The organism is Tetzosporium hominis, assembly GCF_002265435.1.
GTDB lineage: Bacteria > Bacillota > Bacilli > Bacillales_A > Planococcaceae > Chryseomicrobium > Chryseomicrobium hominis.
This window is the reverse complement of sequence record NZ_NOKQ01000217.1, coordinates 126,514-144,759: the sequence shown is the minus strand read 5'-3', so window position 1 is coordinate 144,759 and position 18,246 is coordinate 126,514. Positions and strand designations below refer to the sequence as shown.

Annotated in this window: 18 protein-coding genes; 5 read left to right on the top strand and 13 right to left on the bottom strand. The window is 43.3% G+C overall.

Annotated features, from left to right (window positions below; translation table 11 throughout):
* Positions 1-61: 61 nt before the first annotated feature.
* The 3 genes from CF394_RS09305 to CF394_RS09295 all read right to left on the bottom strand — a co-directional run bounded on the left by CF394_RS09305 (position 62) and on the right by CF394_RS09295 (position 3,774).
* Positions 62-2,419 carry a penicillin acylase family protein gene (locus CF394_RS09305; RefSeq protein WP_094943192.1) on the bottom strand — a complete coding sequence of 786 codons (2,358 nt, stop codon included), beginning with the start codon at positions 2,417-2,419 and terminating at the stop codon, positions 62-64.
* A 98-nt stretch (positions 2,420-2,517) separates the two neighbouring features.
* Positions 2,518-3,435: a UDP-N-acetylmuramate dehydrogenase gene (gene murB / locus CF394_RS09300; protein ID WP_094943190.1), complete on the bottom strand. Its 918-nt coding sequence runs from the start codon at positions 3,433-3,435 to the stop codon at positions 2,518-2,520.
* Positions 3,436-3,468: 33 nt separating this feature from the next.
* Positions 3,469-3,774, bottom strand: a complete 306-nt coding sequence (locus CF394_RS09295; protein WP_094943189.1) for a winged helix-turn-helix transcriptional regulator — start codon at positions 3,772-3,774, stop codon at positions 3,469-3,471.
* 210 nt (positions 3,775-3,984) lie between these two features.
* Between CF394_RS09295 and CF394_RS09290 the strand changes: the two genes are divergently transcribed.
* Together CF394_RS09290 and CF394_RS09285 are read left to right on the top strand one after the other, a co-directional pair.
* Positions 3,985-4,512 (top strand): YceI family protein, encoded by a 528-nt coding sequence (locus CF394_RS09290; RefSeq protein ID WP_094943187.1) that lies wholly within the window; start codon positions 3,985-3,987, stop codon positions 4,510-4,512.
* Between the two features lie 286 nt (positions 4,513-4,798).
* The gene (locus CF394_RS09285; RefSeq protein WP_094943186.1) at positions 4,799-5,050 is read left to right on the top strand and encodes a hypothetical protein; all 252 of its coding nucleotides are present in this window, start codon (positions 4,799-4,801) and stop codon (positions 5,048-5,050) included.
* Positions 5,051-5,079: 29 nt separating this feature from the next.
* Here CF394_RS09285 and CF394_RS09280 read toward each other — a convergent pair whose 3' ends face one another.
* The 4 genes from CF394_RS09280 to CF394_RS09265 all read right to left on the bottom strand — a co-directional run bounded on the left by CF394_RS09280 (position 5,080) and on the right by CF394_RS09265 (position 9,735).
* Positions 5,080-6,459, bottom strand: a complete 1,380-nt coding sequence (locus CF394_RS09280; protein ID WP_094943184.1) for a Glu/Leu/Phe/Val family dehydrogenase — start codon at positions 6,457-6,459, stop codon at positions 5,080-5,082.
* A gap of 77 nt (positions 6,460-6,536) precedes the next feature.
* A complete protein-coding gene (locus CF394_RS09275; RefSeq protein ID WP_094943183.1) occupies positions 6,537-7,943 on the bottom strand; it encodes an alanine/glycine:cation symporter family protein in 1,407 nt (468 codons plus the stop codon).
* 101 nt (positions 7,944-8,044) lie between these two features.
* Positions 8,045-8,749: a DsbA family oxidoreductase gene (locus CF394_RS09270; RefSeq protein WP_094943182.1), complete on the bottom strand. Its 705-nt coding sequence runs from the start codon at positions 8,747-8,749 to the stop codon at positions 8,045-8,047.
* 56 nt (positions 8,750-8,805) lie between these two features.
* Complete coding sequence (locus tag CF394_RS09265) at positions 8,806-9,735, bottom strand: manganese-dependent inorganic pyrophosphatase (protein WP_094943181.1); 930 nt, start codon at positions 9,733-9,735, stop codon at positions 8,806-8,808.
* A 131-nt stretch (positions 9,736-9,866) separates the two neighbouring features.
* Between CF394_RS09265 and CF394_RS09260 the strand changes: the two genes are divergently transcribed.
* Positions 9,867-10,664, top strand: a complete 798-nt coding sequence (locus tag CF394_RS09260; RefSeq protein ID WP_094943179.1) for a GNAT family N-acetyltransferase — start codon at positions 9,867-9,869, stop codon at positions 10,662-10,664.
* Between the two features lie 16 nt (positions 10,665-10,680).
* Here the strand turns inward: CF394_RS09260 and CF394_RS09255 are convergent, their stop codons facing one another.
* The 3 genes from CF394_RS09255 to CF394_RS09245 form a co-directional block, all read right to left on the bottom strand.
* A complete protein-coding gene (locus CF394_RS09255; RefSeq protein WP_094943178.1) occupies positions 10,681-11,289 on the bottom strand; it encodes a DNA-3-methyladenine glycosylase in 609 nt (202 codons plus the stop codon).
* Positions 11,290-12,561 (bottom strand): acetyl-CoA hydrolase/transferase family protein, encoded by a 1,272-nt coding sequence (locus CF394_RS09250; protein ID WP_094943176.1) that lies wholly within the window; start codon positions 12,559-12,561, stop codon positions 11,290-11,292.
* Positions 12,562-12,646: 85 nt separating this feature from the next.
* Positions 12,647-13,867 (bottom strand): MFS transporter, encoded by a 1,221-nt coding sequence (locus CF394_RS09245; protein ID WP_094943174.1) that lies wholly within the window; start codon positions 13,865-13,867, stop codon positions 12,647-12,649.
* A gap of 169 nt (positions 13,868-14,036) precedes the next feature.
* Between CF394_RS09245 and thrC the strand changes: the two genes are divergently transcribed.
* Both thrC and thrB read left to right on the top strand, forming a co-directional pair.
* Positions 14,037-15,098: a threonine synthase gene (gene thrC / locus CF394_RS09240; protein ID WP_094943173.1), complete on the top strand. Its 1,062-nt coding sequence runs from the start codon at positions 14,037-14,039 to the stop codon at positions 15,096-15,098.
* Positions 15,095-15,991, top strand: coding sequence for a homoserine kinase (gene thrB, locus CF394_RS09235; RefSeq protein ID WP_094943171.1), 897 nt, complete (start codon positions 15,095-15,097; stop codon positions 15,989-15,991). The genes thrC and thrB overlap by 4 nt, the downstream gene beginning before the upstream one ends.
* A 36-nt stretch (positions 15,992-16,027) precedes the next feature.
* On the opposite strand, the gene zupT is transcribed toward thrB, so the two are convergent.
* The 3 genes from zupT to CF394_RS09220 form a co-directional block, all read right to left on the bottom strand.
* Entirely contained in the window at positions 16,028-16,840 is an 813-nt protein-coding gene (gene zupT, locus CF394_RS09230) for a zinc transporter ZupT (RefSeq protein ID WP_094943169.1), read from the bottom strand.
* An 81-nt stretch (positions 16,841-16,921) separates the two neighbouring features.
* Positions 16,922-17,575 (bottom strand): uracil-DNA glycosylase, encoded by a 654-nt coding sequence (locus tag CF394_RS09225; protein WP_094943168.1) that lies wholly within the window; start codon positions 17,573-17,575, stop codon positions 16,922-16,924.
* Between the two features lie 36 nt (positions 17,576-17,611).
* Positions 17,612-18,232, bottom strand: a complete 621-nt coding sequence (locus tag CF394_RS09220; RefSeq protein ID WP_094943166.1) for a phosphatase PAP2 family protein — start codon at positions 18,230-18,232, stop codon at positions 17,612-17,614.
* Between the last annotated feature and the right edge of the window lie 14 nt (positions 18,233-18,246).

Sequence of the window (18,246 nt, the reverse complement as noted above, 5' to 3'; positions counted from 1 at the left end):
ACCCTCTGTTGTCTACTGCAAAGCGTACCTTGATTGAGGCAATTTTGCAATGCTTAGCCCATCATTTTGGCAGGAGTTCTAGTGTATAAGATTCCTTGTATTCACCCGTTGTAGAGGTTTCATGATAGGACCCTTCAGCCCAATCATCCACTTGACTGTGGAACCAGTCGGATTTCATATGGCCACTCTGTCCCGGTCCGACAATATGATAAGCAGACGAAAGATCCGTTAAGTCTGCAACGAAACGCCAAGAAGCTCCGTGGGTCACTTCTCCTTGCTCATTAAATGCGGCAGCTTGCGTAGTAATCCCAGATCCCCCGATTGGAATTGGGTCCGGATTTAAGAAACGTGCAAGAATGGGTGAAGCGCCTGACAATGGATGGTCAAACGTCAGTAAGTGCTCGTCTCCCCAATTCCATTCCATATAGTCGCTGCCGTGTTTCTCTTTCATCTCTTCCATCATTTCTAAAAAGGCTTGCTCCAGCCATGCGTCAACTCCTCCTGCCTCTTCAACCCAAGCACTTGTTTTCCCATCAGCATAGAGTTGTAGCATCTGGTCTGTAATATTGGCTTTCCCTGGCATCATGTCATAAATGTCTTCAGGGATGTCCTCTTCAAATAAGACATCTGGCAGCTTCTTCATCCACTTATGGAAAACGAGTGGCTGCATGAGGTCTTTATCATCTACTTGGTTCCAGCCTCGCATCTCGGCAATCAAATCTTCATAGTCTGCTCCAGTCTCTGTTGCTTCGAGAGAGGAAAGCATCTGCTCTAAGAACCGGCGTGCTTGTAAATTTTGTTGATCCATTTGTAGGTCCATCATGTCTTGTACCGTTAACGAATCGTTTTCACGAAGGACTTCCGCAATCCGCTCGTAACGATACGATTGTGCCCAGAAGTCCGTGATATGGTACGGGTAGCTATCATCGACGACTTGATTGTTTGCAGTAGCGATGAAACCTTCCTCTGGATTGACGGTAGTTGGCAACTCGTCATATGGAACGTAGCCGTCCCACCCGTATTCCGAAGAATCTCCAGGTACAGGCAATTGGCCATCTCCTTGTTTGCGAAGCGGTAAGCGTCCATTCGCTTTATATGCGATAGTCCCGTCTTTAGCTGCGAAGACGAAGTTTTGCGCTGGTGCGTGGAACTGTTCAAGAGCCGATTCAAACTGTTCCCAGTTGGATGATTTGTTCATTTCCAAAATGGCTTGCAGTTCTTGAGTCGGCTCTAGAGCTGTCCACTGCATAGAAAAGACCGCTTCTGGGTCTGACTCCTCATAGAGAATGTTGGAAATCACAGGTCCATGACGCGTCACAACCACTTCAAACGGAACTGGGTCCTGATCTTTGACAGCAATCTCGTAAGATCGGACTTCCGCATCTTCCCACTCTCCATCATAAGAAAACTGGTAGGGGTTGTCCGGGTTAGGTTTCTCTATATACAAATCCTGTACATCTGGTCCCACATTGGTCACACCCCAAGCCACGTCGTCGTTGTGACCGAGAATGATTCCTGGAATTCCTGCAAAGATGACTCCACTCACATTTTGTTCAGGTGACTGAAGATGCATCTGGTACCAGATGGATGGCGTACTGAGCCCCAAATGCGGGTCATCCGCAAGAAGAGGTTGTCCGCTCGCTGTCTTGTCGCCTGAGACCACCCAGTTATTGCTGCCGTTAAACGGATGCGGCATAACTTCTAAAGGGAACTCTGCTCCCACTTGTACTTTTGTTTGTTTGTTCGCTTCTAAAATTGCTGGATCATCTTGCGGATATGTGATGAACAATTCTTTTGCTTTGTCTTCTTCTAAGTTTTGTAACGCCCAGTGGCGAATGGCGAGTGTCGACCAGTTCCCACCTAAATCATAGGCCATATATTTTCCTATCGTTAACGAGTCCACCGGTGTCCACGGTTCTGGTTCGTATCCGAGTAAAGTAAACTCATAGCTTAATTGTCCTTCTTCTTTTGCATGGGTAATGAAATCATTGACGCCTTCTGCATACCACTCCAATACTTGCTTGGCTTCCGCGCTGTAGCCTTCATACGATTTTTCAGCTGCATCTCGCAGACTGAAAGTTAAAAAGAATTGGTCGGTAGAAAGCGCGGCCTCTCCTACCACTTCCGAAAGTTCCCCACTCGCTTGTCTACGAGCTAAGTCCATCTGGAATAAACGGTCTTGAGCTTGTACAAATCCTTGAGCCCGATATAGATCTGCATCGGACTGGGCCTCAATATGAGGAACCCCTTCTTCGTCTCGTGTGACCGTGACAGGTTGTTCTAAGCTCGTTAAGCCAAGCTCCCCTTCTAACTGCGGCTTTGAGTTCGCAATAAACCAGTTCAGACCAAGTAATGTGATAGCTACGACAATTACAAGGCCAATCACGATGGTTAGTAGTATTTTATATCCCTTTTTCATGTTTTTCTCCCCCTTATACGTAGGTATTCGGCATTGTCCGACATATTCCTTCTAGGCACGAAAAAAGCCAGCCTCTAAATTGAGACTGGCTGTAGAAATTACTTCACTTCTTCTCCCACTATTTTCACTTCAAGCTCCAGATCTACGCCAAACTTCTCTTTTACCGTCGATTGAACGAGTTGAATGGTTTTGATGTAATCCGTAGCTGTAGCATTATCTTTGTTAACGATGAAGCCTGCGTGCTTCGTAGAGACTTCAGCACCGCCAAATCCTTTTCCTTGCAATTCACTGTCTTGAATCAGTTTTCCAGCGAAATAACCAGGTGGGCGTTTGAACACGCTTCCTGCTGACGGGTATTCAAGTGGTTGCTTAGATGTACGTTGATGTGTCAGGTCGGCAATTTTCTCATCGATATGCACTTGTTCCCCGTAGCTCAATTCAAACTCAGCTGAAAGCACAAAGTACCCTTTTTTAGAGATGACGCTTGTTCGGTAGCCAAGGTCTAGGTCTTCTTTCTTGAGAACCAATAGCTCTCCTTGAGGGGTCACTACAGTACACTGTTTGATGACGTCTTGAATCTCACCACCATAAGCGCCGGCATTCATCACCATCGCACCGCCTACTGTTCCAGGAATCCCACAAGCAAACTCAAGGCCAGTTAAACCTTCTTTTGCTGCAAGTTTAGAGACATCAATGATAGCCGCTCCACTTTCCGCGTAGACATGAGTATTTGTAATTGTGATTTCACGAAGCTTGGTAAGCTGAAGCACGATACCTCTAACCCCACCATCTCGTACGACCATATTTGAACCGTTACCAAGCAGTAGTAGTGGGATATTATATTGAGCCGCATAATTAATGACTACGATTGCTTGCGCTTGAGAATCCGGTGACACAAACACATCTGCCGGACCTCCCATGCGAGTGATCGTATGCAATGATAGCGGTTCATCTAGTTTTACTGTATGTGCAGGCAATACTGCCGAAAGTTCTTCAAACCATTTTTGTTTAGACAAAGAAGACAATCCTTTCTATTTGAAACATTTTCATTATGTCCATTGCTGAGACCAGTTTTCTATCCCTTCAATGACAGGTCGAAGAGCAAAGCCTTTATCTGTCAAAGAATATTCAACGCGAACTGGCACCTCCGAATAGATTTTCCGTGTGACAAGCCCTTCCACCTCGAGCTCTTTTAAACGTTCCGATAATAAACGGCCACTGATCGGCATAGAAGACTCGATCTCATTGAACCGTTTTGAGCCATTTAACAACTGATAAATAATTAAAGCCGTCCAGCGTTTTCCAAGCAAGTCCATGGCATTGGAAAGGCGAGGGCAAAGTGCTGTTTCTTTCATCATACTCACTCCTAATTTACTTAGTATAAAAAAAAATTGCAAAAAACGCAAAAAACATTATTTAATTACTTGACGTTCGTTTATTATTATTTTATAGTAAGTTACGTAAAGTAACCAGTTATTTATATTTTTTTAATCATATATCTTGATTTCGAAATAATAGCTCGGTATACTTTTAGACAATTCCAAAAACTAAGGAGAGATTGTAAAATGACAAAGTACACAGTTGACACAGCACACTCTAGCATCGGATTCTCAGTAAAGCACATGATGGTTTCTAAAGTTCGCGGAAATTTCAATGACTTTTCAGCAAACCTAGAAGGTAATGAACAAGATCTTTCTGGCGCAACAATTGAATTCACAATTGACGTAGCGTCTATCAATACAAACAATACAGACCGTGACAACCACTTACGCTCTGGAGATTTCTTCGATGTAGAAACCTACCCATCTATTACGTTTAAAGCAACAGACATTCAGTCTAAAGGCGGCGACGAGTACAAAATCACAGGTGACCTGACAATTAAAGACGTAACAAAACCAGTTACATTTGATGCAGAATATGAAGGAAAAGGTACAAACCCATGGGGCCAAGAAGTTGTAGCCTTCTCTGCTGATGCAAAGATCAACCGTAAAGACTTCGGTTTAACATGGAACCAAACACTTGAAACTGGCGGCGTATTAGTAGGCGAAGATATTAAGATTGATATTGAGCTAGAGTTAAACCCAGCGCAGTAATTTCTAACAAATGAATCTAGTGTAAAACCTCTAAAACAGTTTCTTGAAATTTGAGAAACTGTTTTTTTTTATGTTGAGCTGCGTTATCTACTTTTAGTGATATCGAGTTGCAGGCGTTAGAAATACATTCACAAATCATTCACCCCCTATGAGGCAAAGAGCGCCTCACAGGCTGCGTCTGATTTCCGAAGCATTTCTGGGCGAACGCCTTCCACATCTAAAAAATTGAAACTTTCCATTGGGGATTTCGTATAAACTACTAAACAAAGCAAAGGTGGAGTGTTCCATGTGGTGGATTGTTGCGATTGTAGCTATAGGGGTTGGAGCAAGTCTTGTAGAAAAATGGATGAAACAGCGGGTAAAGCTAGAAGAAATTCGTGCCTTATCTACAAAGGACGAATTGGCGTTAGAAAAACAGCGCTATGAGAATTTTTTATTGGAGACTGAGAAGATGCGATTGGAGCTCGATTACAAACGTCAGTCTTTAAGTATCACAGCAGACCCTATCCTAAATGAATTAGAAAAAGAGAAAGCTTAGTCGCAGAATCGACCAGGCTTTCTCTTTTTTTAATACAACTTTCCTTGGCGATATAGCACTTCTGACAATCGTCCGACTGCATGGATAAATGCGTTTTGGCGCAAAGCAAACGGATCTGCATAGTACTGAGGTAAAATCGTCTCCATCGTATGAGACATCTTCTCATAAAGTTTGGTAAATACTTCTTCTTCAGTGAAGAACTGAGTCTCTCGACCTTGCAACCATTCAAGGTAGGACACAATTACCCCACCTGCATTCGCTAAAATATCTGGAATGATGACAACTCCATTTTTAGCTAGTTGTTCGTCAGCTTCTTGTGTGATTGGCGCATTTGCTCCCTCAACTAGAATACGTGCTTTGATATCTTTCCAGTTGTCTTGATGAATCTGATCTTCAAGAGCAGCGAGTATCAAGACATCGATATCCATCGTTAAAATCGCTTCGCGTGATTCAATCGTAGCAACGACATTCAGTTCTCTCAATTGCTCTTCTTTAGTAGGTAAATCCCCTTTGTTCTTCGCTGTGAAATCCACAAGAGCTGGAATATCCAGTCCATTAGGGTTTACAAGCGTGACATTACGGTCTGATACAGCCACAATCTTGTTCTGTAGTTTTTGGTCTCGGTACGCCTCGAGTGCAGTCACGGAACCTACATTACCAAATCCTTGCACAGCTACTGTCAGTGGGCGGCCAGCATGCTCTAAGGTCGTCTTCGCAAAGATATTCGCATTGTTCTCTAAATTTGTTCTGTTCTTTTCAACATAATCATGAAGCAAGTAGCGCATCGTGAAATAGACACCCTTACCTGTTGCTTCACGACGTCCAAGTGATCCTCCATTGACAACACTTTTTCCTGTAAAGCTCCCTAGATAAGGTTGACCATGATTGATCTTTTTATATTCGGCCATCATCCAGTCCATCTCGCGTTCTCCAGAACCAACGTCAGGAGCAGGTATATCCTTGTCTGGACCGATGATGTCGTTGAAGTTCCTCACATATTTTACACATAACGTGTGAAGCTCTTTTTCACTCAGAGAGCGGGGATCAATTACAATGCCTCCCTTTCCTCCTCCATATGGAACATTGTGTAACGCATTTTTAAGAGTCATCAAAAAGGATAAATTTACGACTTCATGTTCATTGACCGATTCATGGAATCGAATCCCGCCTTTATAAGGCCCCAGTGCATTGTTATGTTGCACACGGAAAGCGGGTATGCGGACAATTTGACCATTTTCAAGTGGCATACGTATGTAAGCCTTATGGATTTGATTAGGAGTCGATAAAATCGCTTCCATAGAAGCGAAGGCCTTAGTCCGACTCTCTCCTTTACACACCGGCAAAAATTCGTCTCGTTCAAGTAACGCTGTTAATGCTTGTTTTACGATTGGATGGGATACTTCACTCATCCGAACACCTCCTCAAGTTTTTCACTATAAAAAACTATACCCCTCCGTCTTTTCGTTAAACGGAGGGGTAGTTGGAATTATTTAGTTTCAGGAGAGTCATCTTCCCAACACTCTGTATTTTTTAGGCCTGCAATGTTTTTAGCGTAGAATTGTGGATCTAGTCCACGCTTTCGTTGTTCTACGTAATCGTCTAGTACTTGAGCTGCTAATTTCCCTAGCAATAAAATCACCACGATATTGATGACAGCCATCAAGCCCATGAATAAATCGGCCATATTCCAGACCAATTGTACCTTAGCTAGAGCTCCGAACATAACCATTGCTAGTACAAGAACACGATACCCTTGCAACCAGCCGCGATGTGCATTGATCAACTCAATATTTGTTTCACCGTAATAGTAGTTTCCGATAACAGAACTGAATGCGAAGAAGATGATAGCAATGGCCACAAAGTAAGGTGCCCAGCTTCCCACATGATCTGCCAGTGAGTTTTGAGTCAAAATGATCCCATCATCCGTTGCTGTTTTGTAGAAATCAGAGAGTAGGATAATGAATGCTGTTGCTGTACAAATCACGATAGTATCGAAGAATACTCCTAGACTTTGAACAAGTCCCTGTTTTGCTGGATGCGAGACATTGGCCGTTGCAGCTGCGTTTGGCACGGACCCCATCCCTGCTTCATTTGAGAATAATCCACGGCGAACACCTTGCATGATAGCAGCACCTACACCGCCGCCAACAGCTTCTTCAAGACCAAAAGCATGGCTAAAGATTAATGAGAAGAAAGCTGGAAGTTCGGACAGATTCGTCACAACTACAAATAGAGCAATTAAAATATACAGTACAGCCATCACTGGTACGATAACCTGTGTTACTTTTACAATTCGATGGACTCCACCGAAAATAATCACAGCTGTAAGGATGACAAGTGCTAACCCAATAACCCATGTTGGGATATTGAAGACATCATTTACAGAGACTGCAATTGTATTCGATTGAACGGAGTTGAAAATAAATCCAAAACTAAGTGTTAATAAAATACTAAACACTATAGCGATTTTACGCTGCCCTAAAGCTTTTTCCATATAGTACGCAGGTCCACCACGGAACTCGTCACCATCTCGTACTTTATAAACTTGAGCGAGAGTACTTTCAACAAATGCTGTTGCCATACCAATAATCGCAATCAGCCACATCCAGAACACAGCACCAGGGCCACCGATTCCGATTGCTAGTGCTACTCCCGTAATATTCCCTGTACCTACTCGAGAAGCGGTACTAATTGTGAATGCTTGGAATGCAGAAACCCCAGTATCCGTTTCTTTCTTTTCAGTAATAACACGGAACATTTCACCGAACATGCGGAACTGAACAAACTTGGTACGTATTGAAAAATAAAGACCGGCACCGATTAAAAGAGCAATTAAAATGTACGTCCAAAGGTAATTGTTAGCCCAGTCCACGAATGAATTCAACCATTCCATCCTATTTCCCCCTTTTTTAGATGATATGTATCGTAATACTCATACCCTAAACGTAAAGGACTGCAAACAAAAAACCTGTAAAAAATACAGGTTTTCATAGATTACCAGTCACATGAATCGCCTTCACAAGTTGCCCCTGTGCCACCGATTGTTTGTAGGGAAGGCTTTAGGCCTTCTTCTTGCGCTACCTTTTCTAAAGCTTCTTTGAACACTTCAATAGGCTGTGCTCCAGAGATAGCGTATTTATTGTTCAGTACAAAGAAAGGAACTCCTCGAATGCCGATTTGAGCAGCTTCCGTTTGATCAATCTGAATTTCCGGGAAAAATTGATTGCTTGACGCTACTTCTTTTGCTTGTTCTCCATCCAAATCTACAGCTGCTGCTAGTTCAGCTAACACCTCGATGTCATTAATATTCTTTCCATCGATAAAGTAAGCTTGGAGTAGAGCTTCTCCCAAGTCATTGCCTTTTTGCTGCGTATCTGCCCATTTAACTAGGCGGTGTGCACGAGCTGTATTGGCAGGTTTCGCATGCTCAAAGTTATACTCAAGGCCTTCTGACTTCGCTTGCTCGACAACGTTATTCGTCATCGCTTTAGCTTGATCGATAGACGTATTGTATTTGCGAGCAAGAGACTCATATACTGACTCTGTTACGACTTCCGGCGTCCCAGCATCTAGCTGATAGCTTTTCAATTGAATTGTGGCTTGCCCAGCAAAGCCAGTCTCTTGTAATGCACGCTCCATACGGCGTTTTCCAATATAACAAAACGGACAAACATAGTCTGACCAGATTGCGATTTCCATACAATCACCTCTTAGTCAGCATAAGTTGTCCGTTTCAAAAAATCAAAGAATTGAACTTAATTAGATAGTGCTTCTGTTAATGCCGGCACGACTTGTTTCTTACGTGATACAACTCCACTTAAAACTGCTGTGTGGTTTGTGAATGTCACGTTGAATGCATCTTCTGCTTTGTTCGCCATTTTTCCTAGAGCAAGAGCAACAGAGTCATTGTTCAAGATATCTGTCACGACGAAGAAGAACAAGTCTAATTCTTTTTCAGAGATGCGGTTGTAGATCGCTTCTTCTAGTTGATCTTGACGGTTTAACACATCTTGTGGATCCACTACATTTACTTGTGCGATTTCTACTTTGTGATTACCCATGCCAAACTCTTTCGCATCAAGCGTCAGTAGCTCTTCAATTGTTTTGGAAGAGACATCAGCTCCTGCTTTTAACATATTTAAGCCGTATTCCTGTGCATCGATTCCTGCAATCGCCTCAAGTTCTTTTGCAGCTTTGATATCCTGCTCAGTGCATGTAGGAGACTTGAATAATAATGAATCGGAAATGATGGCGGATAGCATAAGACCCGCCATGTCTTGTGGCACCTCTACTCCGTGCTCTTTGAAAAGCTTCAATAGGATTGTTGCTGTACATCCAACTGGTTCAGCACGGTAGTAAAGTGGATCTGCTGTCTCAAAGTTTGCCACACGGTGGTGGTCGATCACTTCTAAGATGTGTGCATTTTCGATTCCATCAATACTTTGCTGGAACTCATTGTGATCCACTAGGATGACCGCTTGTTCTTCTTGTTCTAATGCTGTTACTAAGCGTGGTTCCTCTACTTTAAACTGCTTTAAGGCAAATGCTGTTTCTTCTGTTACGTCCCCAAGACGAATCGCTTCCGCCTCGTGACCTACTTGATTTTTCAAATATGCATAGACGATAGCTGATGTAATCGAATCAGTATCGGGATTTTTGTGTCCAAGTACGAGTGTTTTAGACATGAGAAATGCCTCCTTGTAATATGATTGCTTCTACAGTTTAGCATATTTTTTCCCAAATCGACATGTGCTTTTCCTCGTCGTTCTCGTGCTATACTGAGAAAAAGTGAGTTAAGAAATAAAGGATGATGACTATGGCCCGAACTACTGAAGCAAAGTATTTACCTCTTTATGATTTCTTTAAAAAAACCAATCAAAAAACCGTAAAGCTGACATTCGATCAGATGGAAGCCATTTTAGGCCAGCCTCTGCCGAATGCAGCCTATTTAAGCCGTAGTTGGTGGAAGAAAAACAAGCCACCTGCTCAGCATTATTTTGCTTGGACTGATAATGGCTACGGAATTAGTGAGATCGAGCTAAGTCAGTACGTGATTTTTCAAAACTCGATTCATGAACATGAGACTTCTGTAGAACCGGAACAACAAGATATCTTGATTATTCGTGAAGCGGAGACGGAAGATGCTCGTGCTTTCATTCAACTACAAGAGACGATTTATTCTGAGACCGACTTCATGCTTTATGGGAAGTCAGAACAGAAGCAATCCGTACAAGGAATTCGAAAGCGCTTAGAAGAATGGAAACTCGCTCGCAACTCAAATCTTTTCTTGGCCATTTTAAACGGGGAGTATGCCGGCTATTTAGTAGTCATCGGTGGTCCTTCTCCTCGCGCTTCGCACCGCGCGTCGATCGTCATTGGAGTCAAACAGCAGTTCTCGAATAAAGGAATTGCTTCCACTCTTATGTATCACGGTGAAAACTGGGCGAAAGATGTGGGGATTGAAAAGCTTGAGCTGACCGTAATCAAAGAAAATGTCATTGCACAAAAGCTCTACAATAAACTTGGATTTGAACTCGAAGGAACCCGAAAAAATGCACTTCGCATTCATGGGAACTATGTAGATGAATTTTACATGGGCAAGATGATTGATTGAAAAAGACGTTCAGCGATTACTCGCTGAACGTCTTTTTTGGTGCTCTATACTTAGATACATAAGGATTTTCGGTCTCCCAAAAGCGGTAAGGATAATGTACGGCTTCACCACTATTATCGATACCAATACGCGGACCTGAGGAAATCGAACTCACTTCTCGTCCTTCAGCTAAATACAAAGGTGGTTCATACCACAATGTTCCATAGTGCTCCATTGTAATACCCAGTGCTTTCGTCAGTTTCCCCGGCCCGTTAGTCCACTGCTTCTTCGGCAAGTTGTTGCGGTTCCGACTCATTAGGTCTTGCCCCTCGACCGGCTCTACTGCACGAATCAATATAGCATGAGGCGCACCTACTTCTTCTGCCACCACATTGATTAACGTGTGCGTATGCATTTGATACGTATAAATATGACCAGGTTCTCTGAACATGACTTCTGTCCGCTTGGTCTTACGTCCTCCAAAGCTATGCGCAGCTTGATCAAGCGGCCCCATATAGGCTTCCGTTTCCACGATATACCCGCTCACGATTCCTTGTTCTGTCTCATGAACTAGTAATTTCCCTAGTAGCGCCTGAGCGAGTTCTAATGTCGGAAGTGTATAAAACTCAGGAGATAATGGTTTCATTTACAGAATCAATCCTAGCTTCTTCGCTTCAAAGTGCAGTTCATCTCGGAAATCAGGGTGTGCAATAGCAATCAATTGTTCAGCTCGTTCTGAAAGCGGGCGACCAAACATCTCTGCCACCCCGTACTCGGTGACAATATGATCGACGTCATTTTTATTGGTTGTTACTACGGATCCTGGTGCAAGCGCTACTTTAATACGCGACATCTCTCCATTTTTAATAGTAGAAGACATGGTGATAAAGCCTTTTCCATTCTTTGAGAAACGGACACCTCTAGCAAAGTCAGCTTGTCCTCCAGTAGAAGAATAGTATCTTCCAGCAACCGTCTCACTTGCACATTGGCCAAACAAGTCCACTTCAGTCGTTGCATTGATGGAGATCATATTCTCTTCTTTTCCGATTTCGCGAGGATCGTTGACCATACTAACAGGTAGAAACTCAAGTGCCGGATTTCCGTTAATGAAGTCATAAAGACGCTGTGACCCGTGAGCAAATGTGGCAATCATCTTTCCTTGATTGGTGAATTTCCGCGTGCCATCTACAGCTCCTGCTTCAACAAGATCAATAATACCGTCTACAAACATCTCTGTATGAATTCCTAAGTGACGATGTGTCTTCAGCTGACTCACAACCGCATTAGGAATGCCTCCAATACCTATTTGCAATGTATCTCCGTCTTGGATACGCTCCGCTACAAAGGAGGCAATTTTCATATCCATCTCAGATATCGGTGCTGGCTCATCACTGACGAGTGGTTGATGGTTTACTACATATCCTTCAACTTGACTGATGTGAATCTGATTTTGTCCAAATGTGCGAGGCATGTGTTCGTTGACCTCTACAATAAAAGGGACTTTGCCAATGAATTCACTAACGATGTCTGCTTGTGTTCCGAGTGAAAAATAGCCAAATTCATCTAGTGGCGAGACGACCGCCATCACCATCATATTACGACTCACTTTCCGCAGAATACGCGTCACTTCATGAAAGTTATTTGGCATTAGGTCCGTCATTCCTTGATGGAATTCCGCACGATTAGCGCCACTTAAAAAATAACTAACGTGCTTTAAATGAGCAGCTGTTTCATTCGCCATGTAGGCGCGCTTTTTCAGAGGAAGCAACTGATGAATCTTCACTTCTGAGAGTTTATCTTGATGAGCTTCCATGATGTCGAGCAACCGGTTGGGCTCCCCGTTTGTTAGAGGAAATACGATGTCTGCCTGGCTAGGAATCAAATCAATAATTTGTTGTGCTGTTAATTCTTTTGTCATCTTTCCACGTCCTTCACAAGTTTCACTAGACTAAGTGTAAACGAAACGGTGATGAAAAAAAAGAAAGCCACTGCCGAAGCAGTGACTAAAGTGTATCTCTGAGTTCCTGTTGTTTCGTTTCTGTTCCTAAGAAAGCAACTGCTAAAACGCCAATAATTATAGCTACACAGAAAATACCGAAGATCAAACCAATTCCTTGTCCTGCAGCAACCATCGAGCCCACAAGAAGTGGTCCAAGGATTCCTCCAATGCGCCCCACTCCTGCTGCCATACCGGATCCAGTCGCTCGAATCACAGTAGGATACTGTTCTGGCGAATAAGCGTATAATGCGCCCCATGCACCAAGGTTAAAGAATGAAAGAAGCATACCTGAAATCAGTAGCATAGTTAAAGTTTCTGCTGAGCCGAACACAGCAGCACTTGCAGCTGTTCCTAACAAATAGGTAATCAAGACAAATTTTCTTCCCATCCGTTCAATTAACCAAGCAGCTGAGAAATAGCCAGGTAATTGAGCCAATGTCATGATTAACACATACTGGAACGTTTTAATGAGTGTAAATCCTTTAATAACCATCACAGAAGGCAACCATAAAAACATTCCGTAATAGGAGAACACAACTGTAAACCATAAAATCCACAGCATCAGCGTCCGTTTGCGGTAGACAGGTGTCCAGAGGTCTTTAACGTTTTGTAAGACGCTTCGTTTCACATTCTCTACATTTTCATAGCGCGGAGAATCTGGTAGCTTGATCCGCAAATAGATTGCATAAAAAGCCGGTAATGCAGTTAAAGCGAGTGCCCAGCGCCAACCATACTCAGGAATGACAAAGTATGCAATAAGTGCGGCTAGAATCCAACCTATTGCCCAGAAGCTCTCGAGCAACACGACCACTTTCCCTCGCTCTTCTGCTGGAACAGATTCTGCAACTAGTGTCGAAGCAACCGGTAGCTCTCCTCCAAGACCCATGCCTACAAAAAACCGTAAAATCATGAAGACTGCCAACCCACCTGCTAGTGCTGATGCACCTGAAGCTAATGTAAACAGCAATAGCGTGATCATGAAGACATTTTTACGTCCAATTTTGTCCGCGATCAACCCAAAGAATACGGCGCCCACTGCCATCCCAATCGAATTCACACTTCCGATCCATCCCATTTGTTCTGGCGTTAAGCTCCACTCAATAGCGAGAGCCGCAATAATAAAGGAAAGAATCCCCACATCCATCGCGTCAAACATCCAACCAAGTCCTGCGATACCTAACAATTTGTTTCTTGAAATAGGTTTTTGCTGTTGTATTGTTGTCATCTATCAAAACTCCTGTCTTTACACATGTCCATAACAAACATGAGTATACTCTTTTTTATTCTTTATGACAATGAAAAGTTCCTATTGAAATCAATGAAGATGTCCTGTAGAATGTCCTTTATGAAAAGACATTTGTTTTCATCAAAAGAACAGAAGGGTGGCACTTCCCATGGCATATTCCGGTTTATTGCAACAGTACAAACAATTTCTACCTATAACAGACGCGACACCAAAGCTTTCCTTATTAGAAGGGAACACCCCTCTTTTATATGCAGAAAACCTGTCTAAACAGTTAGGTATCGAGCTCTACTTAAAATTAGAAGGCGCCAATCCAACGGGTTCTTTTAAAGACCGCGGTATGGTGATGGCCGTAGCGAAAGCAAAAGAACAAGGTAGTACTGCCGTCATTTGCGCATCCACAGGAAACACCTCTGCTGCCGCTGCCGCGTATGCAGCCCGTGCAGGCATGAAAGCAATTATCGTCATCCCTGAAGGAAAAGTGGCGGCTGGAAAACTGGCTCAGGCCTATATGTACGGAGCTGAAGTCATCCAAATCCAAGGTAACTTTGATCAGGCGCTCGAAATGGTACGTGCTATTAGTGAGACATCTCCAGTTACGTTGGTGAATTCGGTGAATCCTTACCGTATCGAAGGGCAAAAGACAGCGAGCTTCGAGATTGTTGACGCTTTAGGAAAAGCTCCTGACGTGTTAGCCATCCCTGTCGGAAATGCAGGAAATATCACAGCCTACTGGAAAGGGTTTGTAGAATACAACGACCACTTCGCAAGTGGCCTCCCTCAAATCTTTGGTTTTGAAGCCGAAGGTGCGGCGGCTATTGTTAGAGGTGAACCTATTGAACATCCTGAGACAATCGCTACAGCGATTCGCATAGGCAATCCGGCTTCCTGGAAAACAGCGGTTGAAGCGCGTGACGCATCAGGCGGTGTTATTGAAGCTGTGTCAGATGAAGAGATGCTAACAGCCTACCAAGCACTCGCAAGTAAAGAAGGTGTCTTTGTAGAGCCTGCTTCAAGTGCCTCTGTAGCTGGCGTTTTCCGAGCAGTCAAGCAACAGGCTATTGCTCCTGGGTCGACAGTAGTGGCCGTACTAACAGGAAATGGTTTAAAAGATCCACAAACTGCTATGGACTGCAAAGTGATTCGTCCTCGGCAAATGGATTCTTCCGCACCTGCCCTTAACGAGTATTTACAGGAGGTGCTACAAAGATGACATTCCGTATTCAAGTTCCCGGAAGTACTGCAAATTTAGGACCGGGTTTTGATTCCATTGGAGTAGCTTTACCCTTTTACTTAACGGTTGAAGCCTCCTTGTCAACAAAATGGCAAGTAGGTCATATCGGACCGAATCTCCCACCGGTATCAGAAGTACTCGATCATCTACTAATCAAGACAGCAATCGCTACGGCACATCATTTTGGAAAAGACATGCCTGCCTGTCAGTTATTGCTCTCTAGTGACATTCCACTAACTAGAGGGCTAGGTAGCAGTGCCGCGGCAATTGTTGCTGCAATTTACTTAGCAAATGAGATGGCAGAGCTTCACCTTTCTGAACAACAAATGATTAATTGGGCAAGTGAACTCGAGGGACATCCCGATAATGTAGCAGCTAGCATTCTAGGTGGTTGCGTCATTACTACTGTAGTTGCTAAAGAAGTTCTTATTGTCCCAGTAGATGCCTCTCCACTTCACTGGTTAGTTGCCATTCCTCATGAAGAACTCAAGACGGAAGCGGCTCGAGAGGTCTTGCCTTCCTCCTACAGTAGGCAACAGGCCGTACAGGCTAGCTCGGTATCAAATGTTTTAGTAGCTGCACTCCACAGTACTGACAAAGAGAAAATCGGTTCATTAATGGAACTCGATTCGTTTCACGAGCCTTACCGTTTTGAACTGATTGACCATGCGTCAAGATATCGACAGGCCGCCAAACAAGCGGGCGTTTATGGCACAGCAATCAGTGGAGCGGGTCCGACATTGATTTCACTTGTAGATTCAGGTTTTGATTACGAGGAACTCGCTTCAGCGTTCCCTTCATTGACATTCCATGTAGTTCCTTCTTGTATAGAGGGCGTTCGTTGTCTGCACGCAGTTCCACCATCAATCTAAAAAAGGTCCAACCCGTTGTGGTTGGACCTTTATATATTACACAGAGAACAATACTAAGCTTGCTGCCATCACCATCATTCCAGCTACTACCCCATAAATGGACGAATGCGTCTCATCAAACTCTTTCGCTGCAGGCAACAATTCATCTAGTGATATAAACACCATGATTCCTGCCACCCCTGCAAAAATCACACCAAACATTAAATCCGACAAGAACGGCATCAAAATCAAGAAAGCGACGATGGCTCCCACAGGTTCAGCGAGCCCTGAAAGGAACGACAATTTGAATGCCCGTTTTCGTGATCCAGTTGCGTAATAAATTGGCACTGCCACGGCAATACCTTCTGGAATATTATGAATCGCAACAGCAATAGCAATGGCAATCCCTAGATTTGGATCTGACATGGCCGACATAAATGTAGCAATTCCCTCAGGGAAATTATGAATTCCAATAGCAAGGGCCGTGAACATTCCCATCTTCATTAAACGGGCATGCTCAGCGGAGGTCGGTTGTACATCCATGGCTTCTACAGATTTCACTTCATGCGGGTTTCCAAGTGATGGTAGAAGTCGATCAATGACTCCTATGAAAAGCATACCCCCAAAAAAGCCAACAAGCGTCATCCAGTAGCCATTAACATCTCCTAGCTCAGCTACAAGAGCATCTTTAGCTTTAAAAAAGATTTCCACAAGTGCTACAAAAATCATAACCCCTGCAGAAAACCCGAGAGCCATTGATAAGAATTTTTTATTCGTGCGAGATGTAAAAAACGCGAGTAAACTTCCGATTCCCGTAGCGAGACCGGCAAAAACAGTTAGGCCCAAGGCAAAGAGAACATTCCCATCCATACAAATCATCCTACTTTTCTGTATTTTTTAATAGTATATGCGAAATGTTTCCTTTGTGCAACTTTTTTAGTCACGTGAAATTCATGAAGTGATTTGTTGTAAATAGGATCCTATCGCCGCCCAATCTCTTTCTACCTCCTCACGAATCTTAGGATTGTAAAAAACTGCAGCAGGATGAAACGTAGGGATCAATGTGTAGCTCTTTTTGGTTTGTACCATCTCATTACTTTCTAAGCTCTTTAAACGGTATATAGGCTGGTCAATAAGTTCCCCGTGCTTTTCAGATACTTTATAAGTGGGTCCAAGCAATCTCTGCAACCCTACATTTCCTAAAGTTACAATCAATACAGGATCCAGATGCTCAATTTCATAATCTAAAATAGGGGCATGTGCAATAATTTCTTGACGCTTAGGTGCGCGGTTGTATTTTTTATTGATGACTTCCCCAGTTCTCAGTCTCTTTTCTTTCCATTGATAAGGACGACTTCTTACTGGGCTCGTCATATAGACATCCTCTCGAGTTAAGCCGATTTGTGCTAAGGACTTTTCAAGTTCAACTCCTGCCCTGCCGACAAACGGTTTTCCTTGGATTGCTTCATTTTCACCAGGCGCTTCCCCAATTAGTAAAAGTTGTGGTTTTTGAGGACCACCTCCTCTTACAAATCCCTCAACAGGAAATTGTTCAATCCGCTGTTTTCCAAGTTTCACAAGTTCGACTGGTATTTGAAACTCCATTTAGTTCCCTCCTAGCACAAAACCCTCTTCAACAGATTAAGTTGAAAAGGGTTTTCGTTTTCTAAATTGCCGTTCTCTATATTCATACCACCACATTACTGCAGCAAACCAAGCATATCCAATAGCCCAACCTGCTACTACATCTGAGCCATAATGATGCATATTTGCCACTCGAGATAATCCAATCAATAGTGCAAGTAAGAGTGCTACAGACCAGATGATGGTTTGGCGTTTTTTATCATACATATATTCAGTCAAAAAGTACGCCAACGTACATAAGTAGATGATTCCTGCCATTGCATGACCCGATGGAAAGCTGAATGATATCAACTGTCCTTCTAATTCAGGTCGTTCGCGTTCAATCCATGTTTTCAAAAGCTGGTTCAGTACGCTTCCGCCACCTACAGCAAATAGAACGAACAGCATTCCTCTATAATTCTTTTTAAAAATCCACAAGTACAGTAACAATGCCAAAGACACAACAATGACGGTAGGAGGATCAGCAAAGAAACTAAAGAAACCAATGACAATGTTCCCTTCGAAGATTTGGCTAAATGTGCGGTCTGTCCAGAGTTCGTCTTTATTCATGTAAAAATAAAACATAATGAAGAACAACACTAGTGCTGCAACACCCAGACCATATTTCCATTGTTTCATCTGCGTCCCCCCTT

What these genes read in the sequence shown, in the direction of transcription:
- CF394_RS09305 (WP_094943192.1), bottom strand. Translation starts at nt 2,419, where the DNA reads ATGAAAAAGGGATATAAAATACTACTAACCATCGTGATTGGCCTTGTA.
- CF394_RS09295 (WP_094943189.1), bottom strand. Translation starts at nt 3,774, where the DNA reads ATGAAAGAAACAGCACTTTGCCCTCGCCTTTCCAATGCCATGGACTTG.
- CF394_RS09290 (WP_094943187.1), top strand. Translation starts at nt 3,985, where the DNA reads ATGACAAAGTACACAGTTGACACAGCACACTCTAGCATCGGATTCTCA.
- CF394_RS09285 (WP_094943186.1), top strand. Translation starts at nt 4,799, where the DNA reads ATGTGGTGGATTGTTGCGATTGTAGCTATAGGGGTTGGAGCAAGTCTT.
- CF394_RS09280 (WP_094943184.1), bottom strand. Translation starts at nt 6,459, where the DNA reads ATGAGTGAAGTATCCCATCCAATCGTAAAACAAGCATTAACAGCGTTA.
- CF394_RS09275 (WP_094943183.1), bottom strand. Translation starts at nt 7,943, where the DNA reads ATGGAATGGTTGAATTCATTCGTGGACTGGGCTAACAATTACCTTTGG.
- CF394_RS09270 (WP_094943182.1), bottom strand. Translation starts at nt 8,749, where the DNA reads ATGGAAATCGCAATCTGGTCAGACTATGTTTGTCCGTTTTGTTATATT.
- CF394_RS09265 (WP_094943181.1), bottom strand. Translation starts at nt 9,735, where the DNA reads ATGTCTAAAACACTCGTACTTGGACACAAAAATCCCGATACTGATTCG.
- CF394_RS09260 (WP_094943179.1), top strand. Translation starts at nt 9,867, where the DNA reads ATGGCCCGAACTACTGAAGCAAAGTATTTACCTCTTTATGATTTCTTT.
- CF394_RS09255 (WP_094943178.1), bottom strand. Translation starts at nt 11,289, where the DNA reads ATGAAACCATTATCTCCTGAGTTTTATACACTTCCGACATTAGAACTC.
- CF394_RS09250 (WP_094943176.1), bottom strand. Translation starts at nt 12,561, where the DNA reads ATGACAAAAGAATTAACAGCACAACAAATTATTGATTTGATTCCTAGC.
- CF394_RS09245 (WP_094943174.1), bottom strand. Translation starts at nt 13,867, where the DNA reads ATGACAACAATACAACAGCAAAAACCTATTTCAAGAAACAAATTGTTA.
- thrC (WP_094943173.1), top strand. Translation starts at nt 14,037, where the DNA reads ATGGCATATTCCGGTTTATTGCAACAGTACAAACAATTTCTACCTATA.
- thrB (WP_094943171.1), top strand. Translation starts at nt 15,095, where the DNA reads ATGACATTCCGTATTCAAGTTCCCGGAAGTACTGCAAATTTAGGACCG.
- zupT (WP_094943169.1), bottom strand. Translation starts at nt 16,840, where the DNA reads ATGGATGGGAATGTTCTCTTTGCCTTGGGCCTAACTGTTTTTGCCGGT.
- CF394_RS09225 (WP_094943168.1), bottom strand. Translation starts at nt 17,575, where the DNA reads ATGGAGTTTCAAATACCAGTCGAACTTGTGAAACTTGGAAAACAGCGG.
- CF394_RS09220 (WP_094943166.1), bottom strand. Translation starts at nt 18,232, where the DNA reads ATGAAACAATGGAAATATGGTCTGGGTGTTGCAGCACTAGTGTTGTTC.